The organism is Oceanobacillus polygoni, assembly GCF_008304605.1.
GTDB classification, from domain to species: domain Bacteria; phylum Bacillota; class Bacilli; order Bacillales; family Amphibacillaceae; genus Oceanobacillus; species Oceanobacillus polygoni.
On the sequence record NZ_PIJY01000041.1, the window covers coordinates 44,891 to 69,484 of the forward strand.

Below are 24,594 nucleotides of genomic sequence, written 5' to 3' on the forward strand. Positions count from 1 at the left end.
ACCAAAGCCCCTACACAATAAAAATAGACCTCCAGCATAAACAAAACCGATTCTTCATAAGTAAAGAACCGGTTTTTTAAATATATGAATTTAGAATTTTCTTTATTTATAAATGTTGGCATTAACGACATACAAAGGATTGCCTCATCCAATTAATGCACCATGTTCTGAATAATTTCACGGTTACGCTGTTTGAAAAGCTCATTATGTGAAGACACCATACCAAACTTTTCTGCACCTGGCTGAATATATTGCTTCGCCTTATTAACAGCATTTGCAGCATCTTGGAATGCGCCTGCAATGAGATGTAATTTCCCTTCATGATGCAAAATATCTCCAGCAGCATAGAGTCCAGGAATAGAGCTTTCACTGCTCGCATTTCCAGCAATATAGTAGCCCTCTGCTATTTCAATATCGATTGGACTGTTTTCAAGAAGAGATGTGTCACGCTCATAGCCATGATTGATAATCACTTCATCTATTGGCAATGAAACGATCTCTTTCGTTTCATGGTTCGTTAGCTCAACATGCTCAATTAAATCCTTATTAGAACGAGCAATTAGCTTTGTAATCGAACAATTAAAGTAACAAACTGCTGAACCATTTAATAACCGGCTCGCTTGTGCCTCATGACCGGATAGAACATCCTTCCGATATGTAAGAAACACATTCTTCGCAATGCTCTGCAGCTCATTGGCCCAATCAATTGCTGTATTTCCTCCACCAGAAATAATTACCGTTTTATCTTTGAAGCGTTGAAGTGATTTCACCGTGTAATTCAGGTTCGAAACCTCGAATCGCTCGGCACCTTCAATATCGAGTCGTTGTGGATTCAAGATTCCACCACCAACAGCTACGATTACCGTTTTCGAATAATGTATTTGTCCAGATGATGCTTGTAAGAGGAATATGCCTTCTTCATTTTTATTGATGGATTCAATCTTCTCATTCATTACTACGGTTGGATGAAAGGTTAAACCTTGCTCAATGATTTGATCAATAAATTTTGCTGCAGGGGTCGGTGTTAACCCGCCAATATCCCAAATCATTTTCTCAGGATATACATGAACTTTCCCGCCAAGAACCGGCTGAAATTCGATAATCTTAGTCTTCATTTCCCTTAAACCACTATAAAAAGCTGAATATAGCCCAGCTGGTCCTCCCCCAATTACCGTCACATCAAATAATTCATCCTGTTTCACTTTCTTTCACTCCTTAAAAAAGCTTCCACTGATTATCATTCTCAATTGAAAACGCATTTTTGTCAAGTGCAAATCGATAAAATTCCTTATAATATGTACAAAATAAATACAGGAAAAAATAATGTATTGACAAAAGAAACGATGCAAATTATAGTTTAGGAGACTAGCCCGATAATGAGAATCATTATCACTACCCGAAGCTACCTGAAAAGAGGGACCTAACATGTTTCGTCTACAGACTGAAAATATAAATATTGGTTATGGAGAACACTTAATTGTAAAGGATCTCACTGTTGAGATTCCAGATAAAAAAATCACAACCATCATCGGATCGAATGGCTGTGGAAAATCGACTTTGTTAAAAGCGATTACGCGAATTATTGCACACGAATCTGGAACCGTCATTTTGGATGGTGAGGATATTTCGAAGCAAGACACAAAAAAACTAGCAAAAAAAATGGCCATCCTCCCGCAAACTCCTGAAAGCACAAACGGTTTAACGGTTGGAGAGCTTGTTTCTTACGGTCGCTTCCCTTATCAGAGTGGATTTGGACGATTAAAGAAACGCGATTATGAAATGATTGAATGGGCACTCGAAGTGACAGGAACCATCGAATATCGCTTTCGTCCAGTGGACGCACTATCCGGAGGACAAAGGCAACGCGTTTGGATTGCGATGGCGCTTGCGCAGGAAACAGAGATTATCTTTTTGGATGAACCAACAACATATTTAGATATGGCACATCAGCTTGAAGTTTTAGAGCTTTTGCAAAAGCTTAACGAGGAACAAGAAAGAACCATTGTGATGGTACTTCACGACCTTAATCAAGCTGCTCGCTTTGCTGACTATATTATCGCATTAAAAGATGGACAAATTGTTCAATCTGGGAATTGTGAATCAGTCATCACCCACAATGTACTGAAAGAAGTGTTCCATATTGATGCGGAAATTGGCGAAGACCCTCGTACAGGAAAACCGATGTGCATCACATACAACTTAATGAAAGAGGAGAAACAACAATGAAAAAATTAATCCTTCCATTTGCAATCCTGCTTTTACTGCTGATCGCTTGTAGTAATGAAAGTACAGAAACAGACAATAATGCGGATAGCAATTCAGATACAATCACCTATGAATCAGAAAACGGACCAGTTGAAGTGCCAGCCGATCCACAACGTGTCGTTGTTCTTTCATCCTTCGCTGGAAATGTGATGGATTTAGATGTAAATCTTATTGGGGTTGACGCTTGGGCGAAAATGAATCCTCAATGGGAAGAGGATTTGGCCGATGTAGAGGAAGTTACAGACGAAAGCCTGGAAAAAATCCTTGAACTGGAGCCCGATTTAATTATTGGTCTATCCGGTATCAATAACGTGGATAAATTAAACGAAATCGCTCCAACCGTATTGTTTACATATGGAGCTGTTGATTACTTAACACAGCATCTAGAAATTGGTAAACTGTTAAATAAGGAAGAGGAAGCTAAAAATTGGATTGATGATTTCAAACAACGTGCCGCAGAAGCAGGTGAAGAAATTCGAGCAGAAATTGGCGAAGATGCGACAGTTTCTGTCATTGAAAACTTCGATAAACAGCTTTATGTTTACGGCGACAACTGGGGCCGTGGAACAGAAATCCTTTATCAGGAAATGGGTTTGAAGATGCCTGAAAAAGTAGCCGAAGAAGCACTGGATGCTGGCTATTATGCCATGTCTTTAGAAGTACTTCCTGAATATGCTGGCGACTATATGATCTTTAGTCGATTTGATGAAACAGACAATTCCTTTATGGAATCAGACATTTACCAAAACATTCCTGCAGTCGCTAATGACAATGTATTTGAAGTGAATGGACATGAATTTTATTTCAATGATCCATTAACATTGGAATATCAGCTTGCTTTTTTCAAAGAAGCTTTCCTTAACTAACTATGAAGAGAAAAGATGAGTCACTTATGAAAAAGGAAACGAAAACGTCGATACCCTTTCGTTATAAAATGATAACAGTCCTCCTGCTCTTTGTCGGGACATTTATTGTATCCATTGTTTATGGAGCTGCCAATATTCAAGTAAAAGATGTGTGGTTGTCACTTGCCTCCAATGCGGAGGGAAGTGACATTTCCATTATTCGGGAAATTCGCTTACCACGAGAGATAGCTGCTGTATTTGTTGGAGCAGCATTATCTATCGCTGGTGCGATCATGCAAGGCATGACGCGAAATCCGCTAGCAGATCCTGGGTTACTTGGACTAACAGCAGGAGCAAACGCTGCACTTGCGGTTGCAATTGTACTGTTACCATCTCTCAATTATTTCGGAACCATGCTTGCATGCTTTCTTGGTGCTGCAATTGGAGCAGGGATGGTGTTCGGGATTAGTGCCATTAAGCGCGGGGCTTTTTCCCCGTTCAAAATTATCCTTGCTGGAGCGGCAGTATCAGCGTTCCTTCAAGCCATTTCGGAAGGTATTGGAATTTATTTTAACGTATCAAAAGAGGTATCCATGTGGACTGCTGGAGGGCTAATCGGCACAACATGGGGGCAGTTGCAAATCATAGTGCCATTTATTGTGGCAAGCATGCTCATTGCAATCGGTCTTTCCAGACAGTTAACCATTTTAAGTTTAAATGAGGAAGTTGCTGTTGGACTTGGACAAAAGACAGCACAAATTAAGGCGGTTCTTTTTGTCATCATTATTCTACTAGCAGGTGCAGCGGTCGCATTGGTTGGAAATATGGCCTTCATCGGTTTAATGGTTCCACATATTGTTCGAGCAATCGTTGGTACAGATTACCGTTATATCTTACCAATGTCTGCCTTTGTTGGAGCAATTCTAATGCTTCTTGCTGATACACTCGCTCGTACCATCAATGCTCCATGGGAAACACCGATTGTAGCTATTATTTCGGTTATGGGTCTCCCCTTCTTCCTACTCATTATCCGTAAAGGTGGGAGGGCATTCACATGATTCATCCGACGTTAATTAAAAAGCAACGCATCGTTCTATGTTTATTAGCAGTTTTGATTATACTCACTGTTATGATCAGCATGGGAATTGGAGATGCTGCATTATCCTATGACCGGATTCTTCCAACCTTGTTTGGTGCCGGATCATTTAAGGAGTCTTTTATTTTATTTTCTATTCGTTTGCCAAGAATTATCATTACCGTTCTAGCTGGAATGGCGCTTGCTCTCTCAGGAGCAATTCTTCAAGGGCTAACACGTAATGATCTTGCTGACCCAGGAATTATCGGGATCAATTCTGGTGCCGGGGTGGCAGTAGCGATTTTCTTTTTATTTTATCCCGTGCAATCTGGTACATTTGTTTACTTGCTGCCAGTAGTTGCCTTTATTGGGGCATTTCTCACTGCCCTGCTTATCTATATTTTTTCCTATGAGAAAAAACAACCGCTCAATCCGACACGCATGATTATTATTGGTGTTGGTTTTTCACTAGCGTTATCTGGTATTATGATTGTCCTAATTTCATCACAAGAGCGTGCAAAGGTTAGCTTTATCGCGAAATGGCTAGCCGGAAATATATGGGGAACGGACTGGCCATTTATTTTGGCAATATTACCGTGGCTACTCATTTTCATCCCGTATGCACTGTATAAGGCAAATCGCTTAAACATTCTTGCCCTGAACGAACCGGTCGCAATCGGTGTTGGCGTCGCCGTAAAAAAAGAACGTCTTCTTTTACTCTTCACTGCCGTAGCACTGGCTGCTTCAGCTGTTTCCGTTACTGGTGGAATTGCATTTGTCGGACTAATGGCACCGCATATTGCAAAATCGCTAGTCGGGCCGCGCAATCAACTATTTATACCAGTAGCGATATTATTAGGAGGATGGTTACTGTTAATTGCAGATACCATCGGAAGAAACCTCGTCTCCCCTGACGGCATTCCAGCAGGGATTGTCGTTGCTCTTATTGGAGCACCGTATTTTATGTATTTATTGTTACGGAAATAGAAAGTATGGCTGACAGTCTTGACCTGAGACTGTCAGTTTTTTGTTTTGGTGAAGAGCGTACAGGTCGATTGGGGTTTCACAAAAGCGAGCGTAAACGTATGTCGTCCAAGCAGTGCCTGGACAAGATTGAGCGGTTACCTATTTTTCAGAGCATCACTTGGGCCAAGACGAGCGATTACATGCTTTTTCCGAGCAGGTCGCTTCTTCAACCGAGATTATCCAGGAATTCCGTCCCCTATACGTATCATCCAATTTATGATATATTATTTAGTTATTCTAAAAAACTATTTTATGTGCGTATATATAACGAAAGGAGAAACAACATTGAAACAATCTAGACCAAAGCTATGGACGAAGGATTTTACGATCACTTCTGTCGTTAACTTTTTCTTAACGCTTGTCTTTTACTTACTCGTCGTAACGATCGGAATTTACGCAGTAGATGCGTATCATGCTTCGACAAGTACGGCTGGACTTATTACAGGGATGTTTATTATCGGATCCTTAGTTGGAAGATTATTTACGGGACGCTATATTGACTCTATTGGAAGTAAACGGACATTGATGATCGGCCTTATCCTATGTGTTCTTGCCACGTCCTTTTATTTCTTGAATTTTGGTATTAGCTTTCTTTTAATTACACGCCTCATACACGGAATTGTGGCAGGGATGGCTAGTACGGCAGCTGGTACCATTATTGCGGAAACCATTCCAACATCACGTAAAGCAGAAGGTATCGGCTATTTTAGTATGAGTGCAACACTAGCTACTGCCATTGGTCCGTTTATTGGCTTGCTCATGGTTCAACAAACAACCTTCCCAGTCATTTTTGCTTTCTGTCTTGTATTAGGTATCATCAATATATTCATCGCCTTATTCGTGCGGGTAATGGAATCACAAGAGGAGCCTACACCAGGGGAAACAAAAGGCTTTAAAATTTCAAACTTTGTTGAGCCAAAAGCATTTCCAATTGCTTGCATTACGCTCTTAATTGCTTTTTGTTATTCCAGTGTGCTCTCCTACATTAATTTCTACGCTATTGATATCGATCTTGTGGAAGCAGCTAGCTTCTTCTTCCTCGTTTATTCAATTGCTGTTTTGATATCACGCCCAATAACAGGACGTTTAATGGATTTAAAAGGCGCAAATATAGTCATGTATCCTGCCCTCATCATTTTTGCTGGTGGGATGCTGCTTTTAAGTACCGCTACTAGCGGATTTACTTTATTAGTAGCAGGTGCACTAATTGGCCTTGGCTTTGGTAATTTGCAATCTGGTTCGCAGGCGATTGCCGTTAAATTAACCCCGCCACATCATATGGGGCTTGCAACCTCTACCTTTTTTATTTTTCTTGATGCAGGACTTGGGTTTGGCCCATACTTACTCGGGTTCATCATTCCATTTACAGGCTATCGATCGCTTTATGTCTTATTAGGCATAACGGTTCTAGTTATCATGATTCTGTACTATTTTCTACATGGAAAAAAGGATCGAATAATTGTCGAGGGGCATGCATCCGAATACTAGAAATGATTTTCCGAAAAAAAATCTGGAAATATGCCTCTAAAAGTTTTATAGTTTTATATAGACACACAGAAAGTGAGTGGTCCAAATGGGACGTAAATGGAATAATATTAAAGAAAAGAAAGCATCAAAGGATAAGAATACAAGTCGAATCTATGCAAAATTCGGCCGGGAAATCTATGTCGCTGCAAAACTTGGTGAGCCAGACCCCGAATCCAATCAAGCTTTAAAAGTAGTGCTCGAACGAGCTAAAACATATAGCGTACCGAAGCATATCATCGATCGCGCGATTGAAAAGGCAAAAGGCGGTTCAGAAGAAAATTATGACGAAAATCGTTATGAGGGCTTCGGCCCGAACGGATCAATGGTTATTGTTGACACACTAACCAATAATGTCAACCGCACCGCATCGGAAGTCCGTGCTGCGTTTGGTAAAAATGGTGGTAATATGGGTGTCAGTGGATCTGTAGCTTATATGTTTGATCATGCAGCTGTCTTCGGTGTAGAAGGAAAAACAGAGGATGAAGTGCTTGAACTGTTGATGGAAGCAGATGTTGACGTCCGTGATATCGCAGAAGAAGATGAATCTGTGATTGTTTATACGGAGCCAGACCAGTTCCATGCAGCACAGGAAGCATTCAAATCCATTGGCATTACCGAATTCACAGTTGCAGAGCTAACAATGCTCGCGCAAAATGATGTAGAGCTTCCTGAAGCCGATCTGGAACAATTTGAACAAATGATTGACGCATTAGAGGATCTAGAAGACGTGCAAAACGTTTATCATAACGTCGATTTAGGAGAATAAATCATTAGAGGCGAGCCATTTAGGTTTGCCTCTTTTTTGTTTTTTAGGTAGAGAACACTAGTGATTTTTGCAGGAATACCCAAGCACGGATGCCGATTGATATAGAGTTTTATTGATAGTTACTTGTTTCTTCCTTCAAAATCTCAAGTAGCTTATCAAACTGGTTCTGCCGGTTCTCCTGCCTTAGAAATTCTTCCGTTGTAATTTGTTCCAGCAGTTGTTTCCTCTGCTTCGGCTTCAAGGGATGCGCAATAATTCTTTTTCGTGCTTGATCAAGGAAATCGAGATCCCCTTCGATATCAGCAGGGAGCTGATCGGCCAGCTTATTTCGCAGTCGTTTTGCATAAATAGGGCTGGCTCCGTTCGTAGACACAGCAATGGTTAATTGTCCTTTTTGCAGAACAGCAGGAAAATGAAGATCACTTTTCTGCGCATCATTTGCTAGATAAACAAGCTGGTGTGGCTGTTTTTTTTCATAAAGTGCCTGATTCAGCTCTTCCTTTTCTGTCATTAACAGAAGCAGCCTGCTATTAAACTGCTCATTCACATACGCCTCTCTTGCCTGCCATTGAATCTGCCCGCTTTCATACAATTGCTGTAAAACAGGATGAAGCGCTGGGGCAATAAGGGTTATATCCGCACCAGCATCTAACAACGGTGGCACTCTTCTTGCTGCAACTACTCCTCCGCCAACTGCAATCACTGTTTTATTTGCTATTTCTAACAGGACAGGGATTCGCATCAGCTGACCTGCTCCTCAAGTAATTTATTGACCCGGTCAACTAAGACATTCACGAGCTGGTCATCGAAGCCTAAATACGGGCAGAGAATAAATTGTTTATCTGTTCGCTTGGATAATTCATCTAATTTTTGACGCAGTTCTCTCATCAATACACCGGAGAATAACAAATATGGCACAACAAATACACGAGAATAAGGACCATGAACCAGCTGCTCCAGTCCTTCATCCAAAGTTGGGTGTGTTGCAGCAAGATAGCAGGTAGTTACCTCTTTTACCGGGGCAGCCTCCCATAGTAAGCGTGCAATTTTGGTAAGATCACTATTGGCATCCGGATCACTGCTGCCACGACCGACAAGTAACACAGAAGCCGATTCACGTTCTTCGTAAATTGGCGCTCTGCTTGTTTGCGGAACACCGCGCATTCCGAGGCGAACGCTCAGTAAATCAATCATGGCAGGATCGACCCCCATTACCTTTCCATAAGAAAACTTAACGGCTGGATATCGCTTTTTTGCCCCTTCTATTTCTTTTGGAATGTCTAGCTTTGCATGACCTGCACGGAGCAGGAGGACAGGCACTACGGCAATCTGTGTTGCTCCCTGTTGGATACAGTTGTCGATACCCGTTTGAATCAGTGGTGAAGCAAGCTCAATAAAACAAGTTTCTTGAATCTTGATTTGCGGATTTCTTTCCTTCGCCTTATCAACAAAAGCTAATAGCTCCTCATTTCCTCGCTGTACCCGGCTTCCATGTCCAATATATAAAATGGCCTGCATTCGACTTCACCTTCTTCTTCCATGTTCTATAAAATCCCTGTTCCAATAAGCGGGGTTAGTTTAGACAGAATGATAATCCGTCTGAACTAGAATTTATTCCATCCAATGAATGGGAATTTGTATTTGCATGATAGTTAGTTGCCACAATATTTTTAGGATAAAACGACTGCATGTGGAGCTTCTTTCTTTAAGAGTTCTTCAAACAAGGCATCTTCTGATGGGCGGGCCAGCACTGTATGCACTGAATAGCCTGCGTTCGTGGCAGCCTGCTTCGATTTTCCCCCGAAACAAATCACACGTGCGTGACGACTGATAACAGATGGCGACTCCCCGCACGCCTGAAGCCCTGCAGTCACTGTCTCGACAGAACGAGCATTGGGAAAAATAATCGTATCAATCCGCTCTTCATCCCGGAGTCGGCTGAAGGTATGCTCGGTTTGATGCACACGGTCATATGCATGCGTGATGATAAAATCATGTTCCAATGCGAAACGCTCACGCTCTTCTTCCAGATCTGCCCAGCTGGTATCACCAAATATCAACAACCGAGAATCATTTGAAGTCCGGTCAGCGATTTCTTCTGCCCGACAATGATATGCTTCCAGAGCCATTATTGTTTTTTTCGACAAGCCATACAGATTTCCTTGAATGGTGCGGATATCGATTTTATTTCTCTGTAGTGACTCAAAGAATACCTCTACACTTGCTGGTGACAGGAAGAGTAGATCTCGGTCAGTAGCCATATTGGCTTCGGTGAGCCGATACTTCTTCACCTGCATTCGGGGAAACTCGAATACTTCTGCTCCCTTGTCTCTTAGATGCTCACCTATCTCACTTGGTTCTTCATTTGTTCGACCGAGCAGCAAATGCTGGCTAAATAATGGCTGGCTTTCAAACCAACTTTCTCCTTTTTTCAGTTTACTTACCTCTCCGACTAATATAATGGCAGGATTTTTAAATTGTTCTGCTTTTGCCCGTTCTACAATAGTTGCAAGGCTTCCTTGCAGCGTTCTCTGCTTTCCCGTCGTTCCCCACTGAATCAGTAAAACCGGCGTTTCCGACGAGCGGCCATGGGAGATAAGCTGATCTGCAATATAAGGAAGATTGGCTAATCCCATATAAAACGCAATCGTATCAATCCCTTTAGCCAAGGCTTGCCAATCAATCAATGGCTCTCCCGACGGGGACTTATCGTGCCCTGTTATAACAGCAAAAGAGTGACTATGCTCGCGATGTGTAACCGGAACATCTGCATAGGCAGCAGCCCCGATTCCTGCCGTGATTCCTGGAACAATTTCATAGGCAACACCTGCATTTTTAAGTACCTCCACTTCTTCACCGACCCTCCCAAACACACTTGGATCGCCGCCCTTCAAACGTACAACATTCTTTCCTTCTAAACCATGCTGCACTAATAAATCATTAATAGCTTCTTGACGCAGTATGTGTTTCTTTGGCATCTTCCCACAATAAATAAATTCAGCTTGAGGTGGAGCCCATTCCAGTAAGAGAGGGTTCACAAGTCTGTCGTATAAAACGACATCCGCACGCTGTAAATACGTATAGCCTTTTAATGTTAATAACCCAATATCTCCGGGGCCTGCTCCGATCAGATAGACACATCCTTGTTTTCCCATCGTTTGTTTAACCCTCTTTTCTCTCTTTAATTTTCTTTTTCTATAATGAAATAAAAGGAAAGCAGAAAAGTGCCCCCTGCCTCCCTATTTAGGATTTTTCCAATGCCAGACGATTAATCGTGAAAGTCTAATCCGGAGGTAACAGCTTTCACATATCCTGCTCGAATGACAAAATCACCAAAATGTTCCCCGTCTAGGCGTTCCTTCGCATAATGCTGAATGATTGGCTGTAAGGTCTCTAAAATTTCTTTTTCTCCAATGCTCTCACGATACAGCTTATTTAAACGCTCACCGGCAAATCCTGCACCTAAGTACATGTTATACTTTCCAGGTGCTTTTCCAATAAAGCCGATTTCACTTAATGCTGGTCGTGAACAGCCATTTGGGCAACCCGACATCCGAATCACAATTTCTTCATCACGAAGGCCCTCTTGTTCGAGCAACGCTTCAATTTTCTCAACTAATGAAGGCAAGTAACGCTCTGATTCAGCCATTGCCAATCCACAGGTTGGGAATGCCACACAAGCCATTGAATTTCGCCGCAGTGCAGATTGTTGCTTTCCGTCTAACAGACCATACTTCTCGACAAGTTCGACAATCTTCTTTTTCTGCTGGCTAGAGACATTTCCAATAATCAGGTTTTGGTTAGCCGTCAAACGAAAATCTCCGGTATGGACTTTGGCAACTTCACGTAATCCTGTCATAAGCTGATAATCATCTTTATCTTGGATTCGCCCATTTTGGATAAACAGGGTTAAATGCCAGTGGTTCTTGATTCCCTTTACCCAGCCATAGCGATCACCGGTATGATCAAAATGGACGTCACGAGCTTCATCGAGTTCCCATCCTAACCGTTCATGAAGCTCACTTTTCAACCAATCGAGCCCACGGGCATCAATGGTATATTTGAAGCGTGCATATTTTCTTTCTGAACGATTTCCATAGTCTCGTTGAATGGTAATGATTTTTTCCGCCACATCAGAAATTTGCTCAGGCTTGCAGAAACCGATTATTCTTCCTAACTGCGGGTAGGTATTGGTATCACCGTGCGTCATACCCATCCCACCGCCCACTGAAATATTGAAACCTTGTAGGCGGTCATCCTCTAAGACAGCAATGAAACCTAAATCCTGTGAAAAGATATCCACATCATTCGATGGCGGGACAGCTATACCAATCTTAAACTTCCTTGGTAAATAGACCGCCCCATACATTGGTTCCACTTCTTCACTTTCTTTGGAATCGACGACCTTCTCGCCATCAAGCCAAATTTCGTGGTAAGCATTCGTGCGAGGGGAAAGATAGTTACTTAGAACCCTAGACCATTCATAGACCTCTGCGTGCACCTCGGATTGATCTGGATTCGGGTTACACATAACGTTTCTGTTTACATCTCCACAAGCGGCAAGTGTATCCATCAACGCATCATTAATACGCTTTACACTTGATTTCATATTCCATTTTAGAATTCCATGCATTTGGAACGCTTGTCTTGTTGTCAATTTAATTGTCTGATTCCCATATTTACGGGCTAATTCATCAATGACCAGCCATTGCTCCGGTGTTGCAACTCCTCCCGGCACACGGACACGTACCATAAATTGATAAGCAGGCTCAAGCTTCTGTCGTTGTCGTTCCGTACGTAAATCCCTGTCATCCTGTAAATAACTTCCATGAAACTTCATTAACCGATTATCATCATCTGGAATTCCTGCACTTAATCGATTATCCATTGTTTTCGTTAATGTTCCACGTAAATAATTACTCTCTCTTTTGATCCGTTCCACATCACTGGGTGGTCCGTCCTTTGCGTGAATCGGTTTATCATTTGTCATTTCTCTTTCTCCCTTCTCCTTACTCCTTAGTAGACATCTCGCTGATAACGCTTCTCCTGCTGCATTTTAGCTAAATAGGCATGTGCCTCTTCGGTACTGAAACTTCCTTCACGTTCAATGATTGTCAGTAACGTATCGTGAACATCACTTGCCATGTTCTTCTCGTCACCACATACATAGACAGTTGCACCTTCTACTAACCACTGATAAAGCTCCTTGCTGTGCTCTAGCATGCGGTGCTGAACATACACTTTCTCTGCTCTATCGCGTGAAAAAGCAACATCCATTTTAGTTAAAACGCCATCCTTCAGCCAACGTTGCCAATCCGTTTGGTAAAGGAAATCGGTGACAAAATGCTGATCTCCAAAGAAGAGCCATGACTTTCCTTCTGCCTCCGTAACTTCACGTTCTTCAACAAAGGAACGAAATGGTGCGATACCTGTTCCAGGACCGATCATAATGATCGGTTTGCTTGAATCTTCCGGCAGCTTGAAGTTCGGGTTTTTATGAACATAAATGGATAACGTTTCTCCTGGATTTTTACGGTCCGCACATTGAACCGAACAAACGCCATTACGCTCCCGGCCATGCGTTTCATAGCGGACTGTACCAACCGTTAAATGAACTTCATCTGGATTCGCCTTTAAACTGCTGGCTACCGAGTAAAGCCGCGGCGGCATTTTGCGTAATAATGGCAAAAATTCACTAGCCGGCAGGCCCGTAAGCGAATAATCATGAACCAAATCTAATAAATCACGACCATGGATATATTCAGTTACAGCTGCTTCATTCCCAGGCTCCACTAAATGTTGCAGCTCCGGGTTCTGTGTAAATGCAGCAATCTTTTGCAATAATGGCTTCGTTAATACTGTAATTTCAAAATTATTTCGCAATGCTTCTTGTAATGGAACTTCTTCCCCTTTCTTGTTGATCGGGATAAGCCCATTTGGATCCCAGCCAGTTTCTTCGATAAGCAAATCGACAATATTTGGATCATTTTCAGGATAAATACCGATACTGTCTCCCGGCTCATAATGGATGTTCGACCCTTCTAGTGATAACTCCATATGATAGGTTTCTTTATTGGACCCGCGTCCATTCAAGTTCATACTTTCAAAGATTTCTGCATCGAACGGATTTGTCCGCGAAAATGCTGATGCTTCGGTCCCTCCTGAAACGATGGCATCTGGCTGAACCTGAACAGATACCTGAGATTCAGCGAATTTGCTTAATACTTCCTCAAACCATTCTGCAGCCGGATCGTCATAATCTAAATCACAATCAATGCGATTAGTAAGCCTTGTAGCTCCTAATTCCGCTAATCGTTCATCAAACTGTTTGCCTGTTTCACAGAAAAGTTCATAAGAGCTGTCTCCTAAGGCCAAGACTGAATAGTTTAGATTCTCCAACTTTGGAGCCCGGCGTCCATAAAGAAATTCTTTGAATTGGATAGCAGTATCCGGCGGGTCTCCCTCTCCTTGTGTACTGACAACAACAAGTAAATTTTGAATTTTTTTAAGTGCATTTGCTTTAAAGTCATTCATTGAGGTGAGTGCAACTTTAAAACCTCTTTCCTCTAGCTGTCTAGACATTCCTGCCGCTAATTCCTGACAATTTCCTGTTTGCGAGCCAAAGAGGACGGTTATTTCCACAGGATGAGCCTCGTTTTCACTCGCAGATGGAGAACCGACAGCAGCTAAGTCCGCTGTTGAAACATCTGGACCGACATTTTTCAAAGCAGAGAGATAACCGCCCAGCCAGATTTGCTGTGTTTGTGACAGTGTTGGTAAAAGAACATTGAGCAGTTCAACTTGCTCTTGATTAAAAGGACTATTGTTCACTTGAAATTGCAACGATATCTACCTCACAAAAATTAATTTTTATCGGTTTCCAAACAAGCACCTTTATTACATCAGCACCTAACTTAGGAACCTACTTTCTCAGGGCAAAAGATTTCTTTCTTTTAAAAATGCGATAATTTTGTCCACACATACCTCGATTGAATCTTGGTCAGAGTCAATAACCAATTCTGGATGCAACGGCTCCTCATATGGGGAGCTGATTCCTGTTAAATTACTGATTTCACCTGTACGCGCTTTTCTGTACAAGCCTTTTGGATCACGGTCTTCGCAGGCTTCCAGCGGGCAGCGCACATAAATTTCAATAAATTCATCCTTCTGCACTAATGCCCGGACACGGTTGCGATCTTCTGCAAACGGAGAAATAAATGCGGTGCAAACAATTAAACCTGCATCAACAAACAGCTTTGCCACCTCTCCAATTCGCCTTATATTCTCCTTGCGGTCGTCTTCGCTAAAGCCAAGCCCTTGATTTAAGCCGTGTCGAACATTATCGCCATCCAGCACATAGCTATTTAGACCTTGCTTAAACAGATGGTGCTCCAAAGCGTTAGCTAATGTCGACTTACCTGCTCCTGAAAGTCCAGTGAACCATAGGATATAGCTACCATGCCTATTCCGCTCCTGCCGATCTTCTTTTTTTACTGCTGTTTCATGCCAAACAATATGATTTGTTTCCTGTTTCATATAAACACCACCTATATTTAATACATTATTCTTATAAACTTACTAACCTTTAACCTGTTAAATGCCCCCGCCATCGTCATAGGTCGAGCGACGCTCCGCTCGACTGGACATATAGAGACTATAAAAGCCAGCCGTCGCAATGAAAACCGAAGTAATCACGACAAGTGAATAGTAATCTGCTTGCTTGAATAGAAGAATAAGTCCATACGAGATAACAAGGGAGAAAACAGGCGACACAACCCATACCTTGATAATTTGTTTGATAATACCTTGCTGCCATATGTGAAATCCTCTGTCTGCTGTACCAATACCAACAATGGCAGATGTCGTTATTTGTGTCAGCGGTACCGGCAGGCCGAAAATGGATGCTGTAATTACTAAACTTCCTCCAGTTAAGGAAACGGCACTGCCTTGCAGTAAGGAAAGTTTCGTAATTTTTTTCCCGTTTGTTTCTAACACTCTACCTCCGAGCAACACAGCACCAAGTGATACAAAGATTCCGCCAAGTAAAACAGCTGTCGTCACGTCTAACAGTCCTACACCAACTAAAGGACCAACTGCATTGGCAACATTATTCATCCCCGCGGCGTAAGCCTCCATACAGCCGGCAGCGATAAGTAAAAAAGCCAGCGGCCTCTTCCATTTCCCAAGCCCAGTTAGCTCCGGCCAACGGTTTTCAGCATAACGTATCCATTTTCCAAAGATCAGTCCAATCAAAAAGGCAGCAAAAGGAGTAATGAGCCAAAATGAAACGATCACCAGCAACCGATCCAAAAACACGGATTGGTACGCAATACCTACTCCCACAATTGCCCCGACAACCACCTCGCTGGTGGATAATGGAATTCCCACCAGATTCGCAATGAATAAGGTCATACAAGCAGCACCTAATACAATCACAACAATCTCCACATCAAGCACTTCAGCAGGAATAATGCCATTACCAATTGTCCGAACAACTTCTCCACCAGATAATGCACCTAATAATGCAAAAATACTGACAAGAATCATTGCAACTCGTTTCTTAGGAATCGCCCCACTTCCATAGGCAGGCCCCATGGAAGCAGCCGTTCCACTGGCTCCAATGTTCATGGCAAAAAATAGCGCAATTATAAAGGCAACAGCAATTAGCATGATGCCACACCTCTCTCCCTCTTACCTACACATTTACTTGTTTCTTCATTCCCCGGATCAGCACCTCAACCACTTCTTTCCTGCTGAATTCAGAAGGAGGAGTAATTCCATTGCTTAGCATCTCTCGTACCTTTGTTCCGGATAAAATTACATGATCTTCTTTATCATGAGGACATGTTTTCGTTGATGCCATATTTCCGCACGCTTTACAATAAAAACTATGTTCAAAAAATAACGGGATAATGCCGAGCTCTTCTTCCGTAAAGTTCCTGAAAATCAATTGAGCATCATAGGTTCCATAATAATTCCCGACACCTGCATGATCCCTCCCAACAATAAAATGCGTGCAGCCATAATTCTTACGTACAAGTGCATGGAAAATAGCTTCTCTCGGGCCTGCATAACGCATTGCAGCTGGAAACACCGCTAAAAATACCCGGTCGCGAGGATAGTATTTCGCTAAAAGTGCCTCATAGCTCTCCATTCTCACATCCGCTGGGATATCGTCTGCTTTGGTTTCTCCAACTAGTGGATTTAGGAAAAGACCATCAACAATTTCCAATGCAGATTTCTGAATATATTCATGTGCACGGTGAACAGGGTTCCTTGTCTGGAAGCCGACAACCCGACTCCAGCCGAGCTTATCAAACTGTGCTCTTGTCTCTTTTGGATCAAGATAATACGTTTCAAAACGATTACGCGGTAACCGTTTTATTAAAGTAATTGGTCCAGCTATATAGTAATCAGGGCGCTCGAACAGCTTCTTCACTCCTGGATGATCCTTATCCGTTGTTTGATATACCTGCTCTGCCTCTGCCAATTTATTCGGCTCATATATTTCGGTAACCTCTATCACACCGTAAACTTCATTGTTATAGAGGAGCTTTGCTTGTTTTCCAATTTCCAATGTACCTGCTGCCTCTTCTGTAATAGGTAAAGTGATTGGAATACTCCAAGCCGTTCCATCTGCTAAATGCATATTTCTGACTACAACCTCATAATCTGCTTTTCCCATAAACCCGATTAATGGACTGAATGCCCCTATACCGATTAACTCTAAATCTGACAAGGCAAAGGAATCTAATTCCAGCTCCTGTGCAATCCCTGTGATATCGTAATCTGGTTCGTAACGTTGAATCAATGTACCTCCATGCGGTGAAATAGCTGCCATAAAAATTACCTCCAATAGTTATCGATTTCATCATTCATCATATAGCCGTGCTGCACCCTATCCTTGCTGATGTAATCCACATTCTGTTTTATTTGTATTCGCCCACCTACCACTTCTTGGATCTTCCCCCTTCTGAACAGGTTTCGTGCAATATTCACAGCCGATACTTGGATAATTCCTATCGTGAAGTGAATTGTAAGGAAGCTGATGTAAGTTGATATACATCCAGATTTCCTCTTCTGTCCAGTGAATCAAAGGACAAATTTTAATAGATTGAAAGCGTTGATCTTGATTGACAAATTGGGTGTTTGCTCTAGTTGATGATTGCTCTCTTCGTAATCCAGACATCCATGCAGTATATTTATTTAATTCCTGCTCTAAAGGAATCAGCTTACGAATTTTACAACATAGATCTGGGTTCACCTTCCATAGTTCAGATCCATGTGCCTCAGCCTGCTCTGCTGGTGTCAGTCCAGGTTTAGTCAACTCTATCCTTAAGCTTGGATAACGTTGCTTCACTTGATCAATCAATTCATACGTTTCTTTAAAATGAAAGTCGGTATCTAAAAAGACAATTGCAGCCTCCTTTTTTACCTTATAAATCATATCTATCAGCACCATGCCTTCTGCCCCAAAGCTGCAGGCATAAACAATATCATCACCATAGGCTTGATACGCCCACTTTAGTACCTCTAGGCTATCCTTTTTTTCCAGCTTTTGATTAATTGCTTCATAATCCTCGGCTGCTGCTTGTTGATAAGCTAACTTCATTCGTACTCACCTTCTTTCTCTTGAATAATGTCTGACCATAAAAAAAGACGCCGTTCCTTCAGAACTTCTTCTGAAAGGAACGCCGCCTCTAGTTTTCTAGTCAGCAGTGTTGTTTCTTTTTGTTTTTGTTTTTACTTCAATATTACTTTTTGACTTTCTCCCGTTGGACTACTTTCCGTTTTGAATCTAATAGTTCCTTAACTTTTAACAACCAATTGTCAACTACTTTGGTTTTGGTCATGCCTGCTTCCTCGCGATTATTAGTTTGAGGAAGGCTAATTCCTAGTATTAAGATAATATTTATTAGTTTGATAGTATTCTATCCAGTATTTTACCTTTTGTCAATACTAATTTGAAATTTTTAAAATTATGCGTTAAGTGAATTTGATGAGAGTATAAAAATTCGTAAGGTTACCTAAACACTCCCTCGTTTTTTTACTTACTGGGAAGGTATTCTTATCTTAATGATATGATTTAATCAGGGGGAAAGACACTATTATTCTCCGCTCTTAAATAAACCGGACTCTAAGATACGGACAGGCTTATCGGGGCAAAAAGCAGTTATTAAAGATATTATTAGTAGATACATTGGAGAATTATAAAAAACTGGCCAATGGCGTTGAAGGCGGTCACAGAGTTAACAATGCTTTCACAAAATGATGTAGAGCTACCTGAAGCAGATCTTGAACAATTTGAACAAATGATTAATGCTTTAGAGAATCTTGAGGACGTACAAAACGTTTACCATAATGTGGATTTAGGAGAATAAATAGTTAGAGGCGAGCCTGTTTAGAGGTTTGCCTCTTTTTTTTGTTCTTCAAAAATTAATCTCATTCCATCTATCATTAACTTTTAAACGATAAACCGTCCGCCTCCAAAGCCGCTCTCAACTTCGGTAAGGAAGCCGGCCCCATGCCATGAAGCTTTAAAATCTCTTTCTCCGTAAAATTTGATAGCTGTTGTACGGTTGTTATTCCTTCATGTTCTAACGCGCTCCGTGCAGGCGATGAAAGCAACGATAAAAATCCTTCTTTTGGCTTTCGTTCCTTTTCACAAGTCGGGCATGTTCGGCAATCACTGCTTTTATAATACGTATGCCCGTTCGGACAAACTCTCTTTGTAGCTGTCATTTCCGTTTCTCCTCCTCTCTTTCTATTTATTGGTTAAGCTTTTCAGATAATAGATCCGTGCGTAAAATTATAATAAAACGCACCAAATCATTCAAGTTTATGTCCTGTGCTACCAGCTTAGCGAATCCAAAAAGGCACAAACATCTTCACAAACTTGTTCACGCTCTTCACCTAACGTAATAATATGTCCTGATTGTTCATACCACTTTAATTGCTTAGTTTCTGTCTTTACCTGTTGATAAATAATAGATGTGCTCTCCTTATAAAGTGAATCATCGAGAGAGCCTTGGATTAAAAATGTGGGTGATTTAATCGAATCGAGTTTCTTACTCGTTTCCAAAATGGTTTGTTGCAGTTCTTTTAACGCATGCATTGGTTTGTTGTTCGAGTACCTCACATTGTATTGCCTGTAAAACCATGTAATAGAAGAACAGCCTTATCTCCCCCTCCTCTATAAGTAAATGGCTTTGGAGCAATGACTTCCATAGCTTTCTCCTCCCCAGTTGCTTTTATGATAATTCTTTTATATACCAAACTTCCATCGCATTATGCTCTGAACCTGCTAGTGCTTTTTCAAGTTGTTGAAAGCCTAATTTGCTGTATAGAGCATTAGCTGATTCCAGTTTCTTCAATGTCTCTAAGTAACAGTGTGTATAGTGCTCCTTTGCGTAGTCGAGCGCTACTCTCATTAATTCCTTTGACAGACCCATTCCTTGAGCACTAGAAGCAATGTATAGCTTTTGCAACTCGCAAATCCCCTTCTTTTGTCCAAATGGGGCAATCCCCACTCCACCCACCACTTCATCTTGTTCATTCACTGCAACCCAATACTTAGCATGTGTTTGTTTCTTGTAAAATTGTGCAAGACTACTCAGCTGTGGATCGAAATAGGCTGTACCTGGAATGTCTAAGTCAAATGACTCCAATGACCGTTTAATAATTTGTTCCATTGCTTGGTTATCCCTTTCTTCCATTTCACGAATCCGCATTGTTTCAACCCCCATATTTTCCACCTCTTCTTAAATCCGATAATCGCACCAAAGGATTTTTAATTCATTTTAACACAGAAGCTTCCACGCTATTATCCATTCTTCTCAGTAGTAGTTAATACCCTTTTTCCCTTTTCACGAAAAAAATTAAAATAATTCACCCCCTAAACGCATTTTTTTTCGATTGTAGTTGTGAATGGAGGTGATACACATGGCAATTGCAGATCTAACAAAGTCTACCCTGCAGTTAGTGCTACAAGACGGGATTGATTCTGAGTCTGGATCACCCATCTTAAAAAACAAAAGCTTCAACAACGTAAAAACAAGTGCGACAGCAGAGCAATTACTTGACGTTGCGACCGTTTTCGTAAGCTTGCAGGAGCGCCCGTTATATGCGATTAACCGTCGGGATACGACAGACATTCGAGAAGGTTAATTCAGAACAAAAGCGGAAGCGCCCGATTAGCGACGTACGGACTGCGCCCCGAACTTTGGGGTGGTTCGACTTGTCGAACATTCTTACGGAGGAGATAAAGGAAACATGCCCCTTTAGGGGTATGCCGATGTTAGGCGTAGCCTGATTTTAATCGGCCATCCTTTTACCTAGAGTCGATGCCCGATTTCACCGCAAGGGTATAAGTGCGACTAAGCCTCATGTCTTGACAGTCGGCAAGTCTTCTTTATCGTACGGAGGTGAAGGAAGTCTCGCTAACGCTTAAGCGCTGGAGCCGGACGTAGCTGTTTCGATGCATTAAATAGTTACAGCCAAACTTAATACTTTTTTATCTAGGTAAAAAAATCTATACAGAAAGGAGCGTAGATCATGCGTCGATTAGAACTGAAATTCACCAATCAAGACGGGAAAATTGTTACGTACACATTGGATAAGCCGGTTGAACCAGTAAGTCCAGCTGCTATTAATGCAGCAATGGATACGATTATCGGGCAAAATGCCTTCACATCGGGCGGCGGCGATTTAGTTGCTAAGCATAGTGCACGTATCGTTGAGAACACGGTCGAAGACATCGACTTAGAACAATAACCGAGTGAATATGGCCAGTGGGCAATCCGCTGGTCCTATTCCTATTTTTAAAAGCTAATAAAAGGAGGAATACATGATGGAAGCGTGGATAGCTTTTCTGACCGAAGTCGGATTCCCGGTTGCCGTTACGTTCTATTTACTGCACCGCATCGAGGGAAAGCTGAATCAGCTGATAGCATCGATTCATGCACTGCCTGAGAAGATGGACGAACGAAAAACCTACTACAAGGACGGAGCATAACAGACGGATTCTGATTCTCAGCGTACCTTTTTTTCAATTTAAAGGCACGCTGAGAACTAATTTTAAAAAATTACGAGAAAACGAAAGGATGAAACCAAATGAATTACATAAAAGAAATTAATGCATTTTACAATCATATGGAACGAATTCCCCTCTCGGCATCGGCAGTTGCACTTTGGCATGCCCTTCTGCACATCAATAATAAGGCAATGTGGATTGAAGAGTTTACAGTATCTGGTGTCGTATTGCGGGTGAAAGCTGGACTAAAGGAAAGCTCATTTAAACGAGCACGAACAGAATTAAAAGAAAAAGGTTATATCAACTATCAATCTCGCAGCCGCAATCAGGCACCAATCTATCGGATGGTTCGACTTTCTTTTGACAAGAATGAAATTTATCAAAGTGAGCTTGCTGATGCAACTATAGAAAATGAACACGCACATCATCCAATAGATAGTACAGTGAAGCCCATTGTTGACCAACCTAAAGACGAGCTTCAAGATGGTAGCCTAAACGATGAAAAAGTGGTTCACAGCGCGGACCACCAAGCAGGCCACGATATAACTCCTTATAACAGTATGGTCTACCTTGCGAACCACCCGACAGACCAAGGTATGAACCATCAAGCGGGCCACCTTACAGACCGAGAAGCGGCCCCTTTAATTAAACAGAAACAAAACCAAACGAGACAAGACAAAACAGTTGCTATAGACGCGCTGCAATTTTTCCAAGAAAACTTTGGAAGGATCAACCCATTTGTCATGGAAGATTTATTGCACTGGGTTAAAGAAATTGGCGAACCCTTGCTCTTACATGCGATGAAAAGGACCTTAGAACAAGGTAAAAGCAATTGGGCGTATGTGAAGGGCATCTTGCAAAGTTGGATACGAAAAGGAATTACCACCGTGGAACAGGCTGACGCTGAAGAGATTGCATTTCGTAAACAACAGCAGCAACCAAAAGGGAGTGGTGTGTCTACATTTAACAACGGTCCTACAGAAGAAGTCGTGCCAGATTGGTTTCGAAAACAAAAGCAACAAGAGAAGCAATTGCAAGAGAAAACTCAGAAAGCGAGCCATTCTTCCAAAGAGCTGTTTGCGGATGTAGAAAGGCGATTGGCGACGTATCGAGGTTAACTTTTATTCTTAGAAAACTTGGCATTCGTTAAAGGGATTCTTTCGAAACCGCTCTTTACTATCTTAGAAGCCCTTATACTTTGGAGTGCAAGCCTTGAGGCGAATGCCTTAGTTGCACTTATGCAGTCTTTCTTATCTGCCAACTAAAAAATATCACCCGGTATCCAATATAGCATACCGGGTGACGGTCCAATCATCGTTCTTTTATTGAATGGTTACATCTTTCAGCTGATACAGTCCAGATGCATCCGACCAGAAACCTTTTACTTCATCCCGATAACCCATAATGCGATCTGGGTGATAAAGAAATGCCATCGGGGATTGTTCATTCAAGTAGTTTGCTGCTTCAACATACTTGTCCAATCGAACATCTTCATCCTGTTCGATACGGGCCTCGTGTAGCATTTGGTCAAATTCATCGTCTCGCATAAAGGTACGGTTTCCTGTAGTACCTACGTTTTCTGAATGGAAAAGCATATGCATTGGGTAATCCGCATCGCCGGTCCCAAGAGAGAGTCCAAGGATAAACATATCATGCTCGCCATTTCCTGTACTCTCCAAGTATGCTCCCCATTCAACAACTTCAATCGATACATCGACCCCGATTTCAGCTAATAAAGATTGTGAATAAGTCGCAATGTCCATTCGTTCCTGGGAATCATTTGTCCAAATTGTTGTTGAAAAACCATCCGGGTATCCAGCTTCTGCTAATAATTCCTTGGCACCTTCAACATCATATTCAATTGCTTCGATGTCATCACTGTAGCCAAAGTTCGTATCGTTAACTGGACCTACCGCCACTTCACCAGCACCATCCAAAATTCCATCTACCATTTCTTGTTTATTTAATGCCATTGTAACAGCTCTTCGGACTTTTGGATCATCAAACGGTTCTTTATCCATGTTGTATCCAAGATACGTGATTGTCGCTCCATTTCGAAGATACACATTTGCTTCAGCACTCGCCTCTAATTGCTCCATATTTGTAGCTGTTAATGGATCAACAATATGAGCTTGTCCAGTTTCTAATTCTGCAACTCGGGTTAATGTTTCAGGCACGACTTTGAACGTTACTGTATCAACCTTAACCCCGTCTCCCCAATAATTTTCATTTTTCGTAAGTGTAATCTCCGTTCCTGGATCCCAGTTTTCAAATTCAAAAATTCCAGTCCCTGTTGGATTTTCATTCACATAGGAGCCATAATCTTCTCCCGCAGCAACAGCTTCATAGTCCGCTTCAATCACTTCCGGACTAATAATACTTGATGCATAATGGGCAAAATGTGCCGGAAGTGGTGCAAATGGAAACTCCGTTATAATTTGTACCGTATAATCATCGACTACTTCTACCTCTTCAATAAGATCAAAAAGCACCCTTCTTGGCGAAGCAAGATCCTCATCCAGAACTCGTTCGACATTTAACTTTAATACCTCTGCATTAAATTCAGAGCCGTCATGGAAGGTCACTCCTTCTTTCAGCTTAAACTCCCATACATTATCCTCTATCGCTTCCCAGCTTTCAGCCAAAAGCGGCTCAAGCTCCATCTCATCGTTAAACCTTGTCAATGTTTCATAAATATTAATTTGAATATTCCCTGATGGCACGTCACTAGAAATATGTGGGTCTAATATCGTTGCATCGGATCCTGTAGCAATAATTAGATTCCCGCCTTCTGCTCCTACTTCTTCACTTGCATTTTCCTCTGCTTCAGCGCTATTCGTTTCTTCATTCGAATCCGGTTCACTTGCACAAGCGACCAGTGTAAAGACTAACGCTAGAAGTAATACCACTAGCTTCCATGCATGGTTTTTCATCCTGTTTCCCCCTTGTTTTATGTAAAATTCTATTTTAAATAATTTGATTATTCAAATTATTTAAAAGCGCACACTTCTTCCTCTTATCACTTTAGACAACACCATGTTTTATGTAATTTTCTTAC

Annotated in this window: 23 protein-coding genes and 2 pseudogenes; 11 read left to right on the forward strand and 14 right to left on the reverse strand. The window is 41.7% G+C overall.

All coding sequences use genetic code 11. The features are described 5' to 3' along the window. Positions 1 to 152: 152 nt before the first annotated feature. On the reverse strand, positions 153 to 1,202 hold the full coding sequence (locus F1560_RS18265) for an NAD(P)/FAD-dependent oxidoreductase (protein ID WP_149476079.1): 1,050 nt from the start codon (positions 1,200 to 1,202) through the stop codon (positions 153 to 155). A 223-nt stretch (positions 1,203 to 1,425) separates the two neighbouring features. Here F1560_RS18265 and F1560_RS18270 point away from each other — a divergent pair, with 223 nt between their 5' ends. The 6 genes from F1560_RS18270 to F1560_RS18295 all read left to right on the forward strand — a co-directional run bounded on the left by F1560_RS18270 (position 1,426) and on the right by F1560_RS18295 (position 7,504). Beyond that, positions 1,426 to 2,226, forward strand: coding sequence for an ABC transporter ATP-binding protein (locus F1560_RS18270; RefSeq protein WP_149476080.1), 801 nt, complete (start codon positions 1,426 to 1,428; stop codon positions 2,224 to 2,226). Beyond that, the gene (locus tag F1560_RS18275) at positions 2,223 to 3,131 is read left to right on the forward strand and encodes an iron-hydroxamate ABC transporter substrate-binding protein (RefSeq protein ID WP_149476081.1); all 909 of its coding nucleotides are present in this window, start codon (positions 2,223 to 2,225) and stop codon (positions 3,129 to 3,131) included. Before F1560_RS18270 ends, F1560_RS18275 begins: the two co-directional genes overlap by 4 nt. A 26-nt stretch (positions 3,132 to 3,157) precedes the next feature. Next, positions 3,158 to 4,168 carry a FecCD family ABC transporter permease gene (locus tag F1560_RS18280; RefSeq protein ID WP_149476082.1) on the forward strand — a complete coding sequence of 337 codons (1,011 nt, stop codon included), beginning with the start codon at positions 3,158 to 3,160 and terminating at the stop codon, positions 4,166 to 4,168. Then, a complete protein-coding gene (locus F1560_RS18285; RefSeq protein ID WP_149476083.1) occupies positions 4,165 to 5,172 on the forward strand; it encodes a FecCD family ABC transporter permease in 1,008 nt (335 codons plus the stop codon). The genes F1560_RS18280 and F1560_RS18285 overlap by 4 nt, the downstream gene beginning before the upstream one ends. Positions 5,173 to 5,496: 324 nt before the next feature. Then, a complete protein-coding gene (locus F1560_RS18290; protein ID WP_149476084.1) occupies positions 5,497 to 6,699 on the forward strand; it encodes an MFS transporter in 1,203 nt (400 codons plus the stop codon). Positions 6,700 to 6,784: 85 nt separating this feature from the next. Continuing rightward, the gene (locus F1560_RS18295; RefSeq protein WP_149476085.1) at positions 6,785 to 7,504 is read left to right on the forward strand and encodes a YebC/PmpR family DNA-binding transcriptional regulator; all 720 of its coding nucleotides are present in this window, start codon (positions 6,785 to 6,787) and stop codon (positions 7,502 to 7,504) included. A 109-nt stretch (positions 7,505 to 7,613) separates the two neighbouring features. Here the strand turns inward: F1560_RS18295 and F1560_RS18300 are convergent, their stop codons facing one another. The 9 genes from F1560_RS18300 to F1560_RS18340 form a co-directional block, all read right to left on the reverse strand. Next, entirely contained in the window at positions 7,614 to 8,246 is a 633-nt protein-coding gene (locus F1560_RS18300) for a precorrin-2 dehydrogenase/sirohydrochlorin ferrochelatase family protein (protein WP_149476086.1), read from the reverse strand. Further along, a complete protein-coding gene (locus F1560_RS18305) occupies positions 8,246 to 9,022 on the reverse strand; it encodes a sirohydrochlorin chelatase (RefSeq protein WP_149476087.1) in 777 nt (258 codons plus the stop codon). The genes F1560_RS18300 and F1560_RS18305 overlap by 1 nt, the downstream gene beginning before the upstream one ends. Before the next feature lie 152 nt (positions 9,023 to 9,174). Further along, the gene (cobA, locus tag F1560_RS18310; protein ID WP_149476088.1) at positions 9,175 to 10,659 is read right to left on the reverse strand and encodes a uroporphyrinogen-III C-methyltransferase; all 1,485 of its coding nucleotides are present in this window, start codon (positions 10,657 to 10,659) and stop codon (positions 9,175 to 9,177) included. A gap of 113 nt (positions 10,660 to 10,772) precedes the next feature. Continuing rightward, positions 10,773 to 12,494 (reverse strand): assimilatory sulfite reductase (NADPH) hemoprotein subunit, encoded by a 1,722-nt coding sequence (gene cysI / locus F1560_RS18315; RefSeq protein WP_149476089.1) that lies wholly within the window; start codon positions 12,492 to 12,494, stop codon positions 10,773 to 10,775. A gap of 26 nt (positions 12,495 to 12,520) precedes the next feature. Beyond that, positions 12,521 to 14,347: an assimilatory sulfite reductase (NADPH) flavoprotein subunit gene (locus tag F1560_RS18320; protein WP_149476090.1), complete on the reverse strand. Its 1,827-nt coding sequence runs from the start codon at positions 14,345 to 14,347 to the stop codon at positions 12,521 to 12,523. Between the two features lie 87 nt (positions 14,348 to 14,434). After that, positions 14,435 to 15,040, reverse strand: coding sequence for an adenylyl-sulfate kinase (gene cysC / locus F1560_RS18325; RefSeq protein WP_149476091.1), 606 nt, complete (start codon positions 15,038 to 15,040; stop codon positions 14,435 to 14,437). Between the two features lie 57 nt (positions 15,041 to 15,097). Next, positions 15,098 to 16,174 carry a sulfate permease gene (locus F1560_RS18330; protein ID WP_149476092.1) on the reverse strand — a complete coding sequence of 359 codons (1,077 nt, stop codon included), beginning with the start codon at positions 16,172 to 16,174 and terminating at the stop codon, positions 15,098 to 15,100. A 25-nt stretch (positions 16,175 to 16,199) separates the two neighbouring features. Continuing rightward, on the reverse strand, positions 16,200 to 17,345 hold the full coding sequence (gene sat, locus F1560_RS18335) for a sulfate adenylyltransferase (RefSeq protein ID WP_149476093.1): 1,146 nt from the start codon (positions 17,343 to 17,345) through the stop codon (positions 16,200 to 16,202). Positions 17,346 to 17,402: 57 nt separating this feature from the next. Then, the gene (locus F1560_RS18340; protein ID WP_149476094.1) at positions 17,403 to 18,116 is read right to left on the reverse strand and encodes a phosphoadenylyl-sulfate reductase; all 714 of its coding nucleotides are present in this window, start codon (positions 18,114 to 18,116) and stop codon (positions 17,403 to 17,405) included. 628 nt (positions 18,117 to 18,744) lie between these two features. On the opposite strand from F1560_RS18340, the pseudogene F1560_RS18345 reads away from it, so the two are divergent. Further along, a pseudogene (locus F1560_RS18345) lies at positions 18,745 to 18,885 on the forward strand (YebC/PmpR family DNA-binding transcriptional regulator); the annotation flags it as partial. Positions 18,886 to 18,961: 76 nt separating this feature from the next. Here F1560_RS18345 and F1560_RS18350 read toward each other — a convergent pair. The 3 genes and pseudogenes from F1560_RS18350 to F1560_RS18360 form a co-directional block, all read right to left on the reverse strand. Next, positions 18,962 to 19,246 carry an RNA polymerase alpha subunit C-terminal domain-containing protein gene (locus tag F1560_RS18350; RefSeq protein ID WP_149476096.1) on the reverse strand — a complete coding sequence of 95 codons (285 nt, stop codon included), beginning with the start codon at positions 19,244 to 19,246 and terminating at the stop codon, positions 18,962 to 18,964. 109 nt (positions 19,247 to 19,355) lie between these two features. After that, positions 19,356 to 19,732 (reverse strand): annotated as a pseudogene (locus F1560_RS18355) (alpha/beta hydrolase). Positions 19,733 to 19,755: 23 nt separating this feature from the next. Beyond that, on the reverse strand, positions 19,756 to 20,235 hold the full coding sequence (locus F1560_RS18360; RefSeq protein WP_149476180.1) for a GNAT family N-acetyltransferase: 480 nt from the start codon (positions 20,233 to 20,235) through the stop codon (positions 19,756 to 19,758). Between the two features lie 211 nt (positions 20,236 to 20,446). On the opposite strand from F1560_RS18360, the gene F1560_RS18365 reads away from it, so the two are divergent. The 4 genes from F1560_RS18365 (at position 20,447) to F1560_RS18380 (ending at position 22,654) form a co-directional block, all read left to right on the forward strand. After that, positions 20,447 to 20,671, forward strand: a complete 225-nt coding sequence (locus tag F1560_RS18365) for a DUF1659 domain-containing protein (RefSeq protein ID WP_149476097.1) — start codon at positions 20,447 to 20,449, stop codon at positions 20,669 to 20,671. A 387-nt stretch (positions 20,672 to 21,058) separates the two neighbouring features. Next, positions 21,059 to 21,277, forward strand: a complete 219-nt coding sequence (locus F1560_RS18370) for a DUF2922 domain-containing protein (RefSeq protein WP_149476098.1) — start codon at positions 21,059 to 21,061, stop codon at positions 21,275 to 21,277. A gap of 76 nt (positions 21,278 to 21,353) precedes the next feature. After that, positions 21,354 to 21,518, forward strand: coding sequence for a YvrJ family protein (locus F1560_RS18375; protein WP_149476099.1), 165 nt, complete (start codon positions 21,354 to 21,356; stop codon positions 21,516 to 21,518). 98 nt (positions 21,519 to 21,616) lie between these two features. Continuing rightward, on the forward strand, positions 21,617 to 22,654 hold the full coding sequence (locus F1560_RS18380; RefSeq protein ID WP_149476100.1) for a DnaD domain-containing protein: 1,038 nt from the start codon (positions 21,617 to 21,619) through the stop codon (positions 22,652 to 22,654). 204 nt (positions 22,655 to 22,858) lie between these two features. Here the strand turns inward: F1560_RS18380 and F1560_RS18385 are convergent, their stop codons facing one another. Next, positions 22,859 to 24,469 carry a glutathione ABC transporter substrate-binding protein gene (locus F1560_RS18385; protein ID WP_149476101.1) on the reverse strand — a complete coding sequence of 537 codons (1,611 nt, stop codon included), beginning with the start codon at positions 24,467 to 24,469 and terminating at the stop codon, positions 22,859 to 22,861. Positions 24,470 to 24,594 lie beyond the last annotated feature (125 nt).

Coding starts and splice junctions, on each gene's coding strand:
- F1560_RS18270 (WP_149476080.1), top strand. CDS start 1,426: ATGTTTCGTCTACAGACTGAAAATATAAATATTGGTTATGGAGAACAC.
- F1560_RS18275 (WP_149476081.1), top strand. CDS start 2,223: ATGAAAAAATTAATCCTTCCATTTGCAATCCTGCTTTTACTGCTGATC.
- F1560_RS18280 (WP_149476082.1), top strand. CDS start 3,158: ATGAAAAAGGAAACGAAAACGTCGATACCCTTTCGTTATAAAATGATA.
- F1560_RS18285 (WP_149476083.1), top strand. CDS start 4,165: ATGATTCATCCGACGTTAATTAAAAAGCAACGCATCGTTCTATGTTTA.
- F1560_RS18295 (WP_149476085.1), top strand. CDS start 6,785: ATGGGACGTAAATGGAATAATATTAAAGAAAAGAAAGCATCAAAGGAT.
- F1560_RS18300 (WP_149476086.1), bottom strand. CDS start 8,246: ATGCGAATCCCTGTCCTGTTAGAAATAGCAAATAAAACAGTGATTGCA.
- F1560_RS18305 (WP_149476087.1), bottom strand. CDS start 9,022: ATGCAGGCCATTTTATATATTGGACATGGAAGCCGGGTACAGCGAGGA.
- cobA (WP_149476088.1), bottom strand. CDS start 10,659: ATGGGAAAACAAGGATGTGTCTATCTGATCGGAGCAGGCCCCGGAGAT.
- cysI (WP_149476089.1), bottom strand. CDS start 12,494: ATGACAAATGATAAACCGATTCACGCAAAGGACGGACCACCCAGTGAT.
- cysC (WP_149476091.1), bottom strand. CDS start 15,040: ATGAAACAGGAAACAAATCATATTGTTTGGCATGAAACAGCAGTAAAA.
- F1560_RS18330 (WP_149476092.1), bottom strand. CDS start 16,174: ATGCTAATTGCTGTTGCCTTTATAATTGCGCTATTTTTTGCCATGAAC.
- sat (WP_149476093.1), bottom strand. CDS start 17,345: ATGGCAGCTATTTCACCGCATGGAGGTACATTGATTCAACGTTACGAA.
- F1560_RS18340 (WP_149476094.1), bottom strand. CDS start 18,116: ATGAAGTTAGCTTATCAACAAGCAGCAGCCGAGGATTATGAAGCAATT.
- F1560_RS18350 (WP_149476096.1), bottom strand. CDS start 19,246: ATGACAGCTACAAAGAGAGTTTGTCCGAACGGGCATACGTATTATAAA.
- F1560_RS18360 (WP_149476180.1), bottom strand. CDS start 20,235: ATGCGGATTCGTGAAATGGAAGAAAGGGATAACCAAGCAATGGAACAA.
- F1560_RS18365 (WP_149476097.1), top strand. CDS start 20,447: ATGGCAATTGCAGATCTAACAAAGTCTACCCTGCAGTTAGTGCTACAA.
- F1560_RS18370 (WP_149476098.1), top strand. CDS start 21,059: ATGCGTCGATTAGAACTGAAATTCACCAATCAAGACGGGAAAATTGTT.
- F1560_RS18375 (WP_149476099.1), top strand. CDS start 21,354: ATGGAAGCGTGGATAGCTTTTCTGACCGAAGTCGGATTCCCGGTTGCC.
- F1560_RS18380 (WP_149476100.1), top strand. CDS start 21,617: ATGAATTACATAAAAGAAATTAATGCATTTTACAATCATATGGAACGA.
- F1560_RS18385 (WP_149476101.1), bottom strand. CDS start 24,469: ATGAAAAACCATGCATGGAAGCTAGTGGTATTACTTCTAGCGTTAGTC.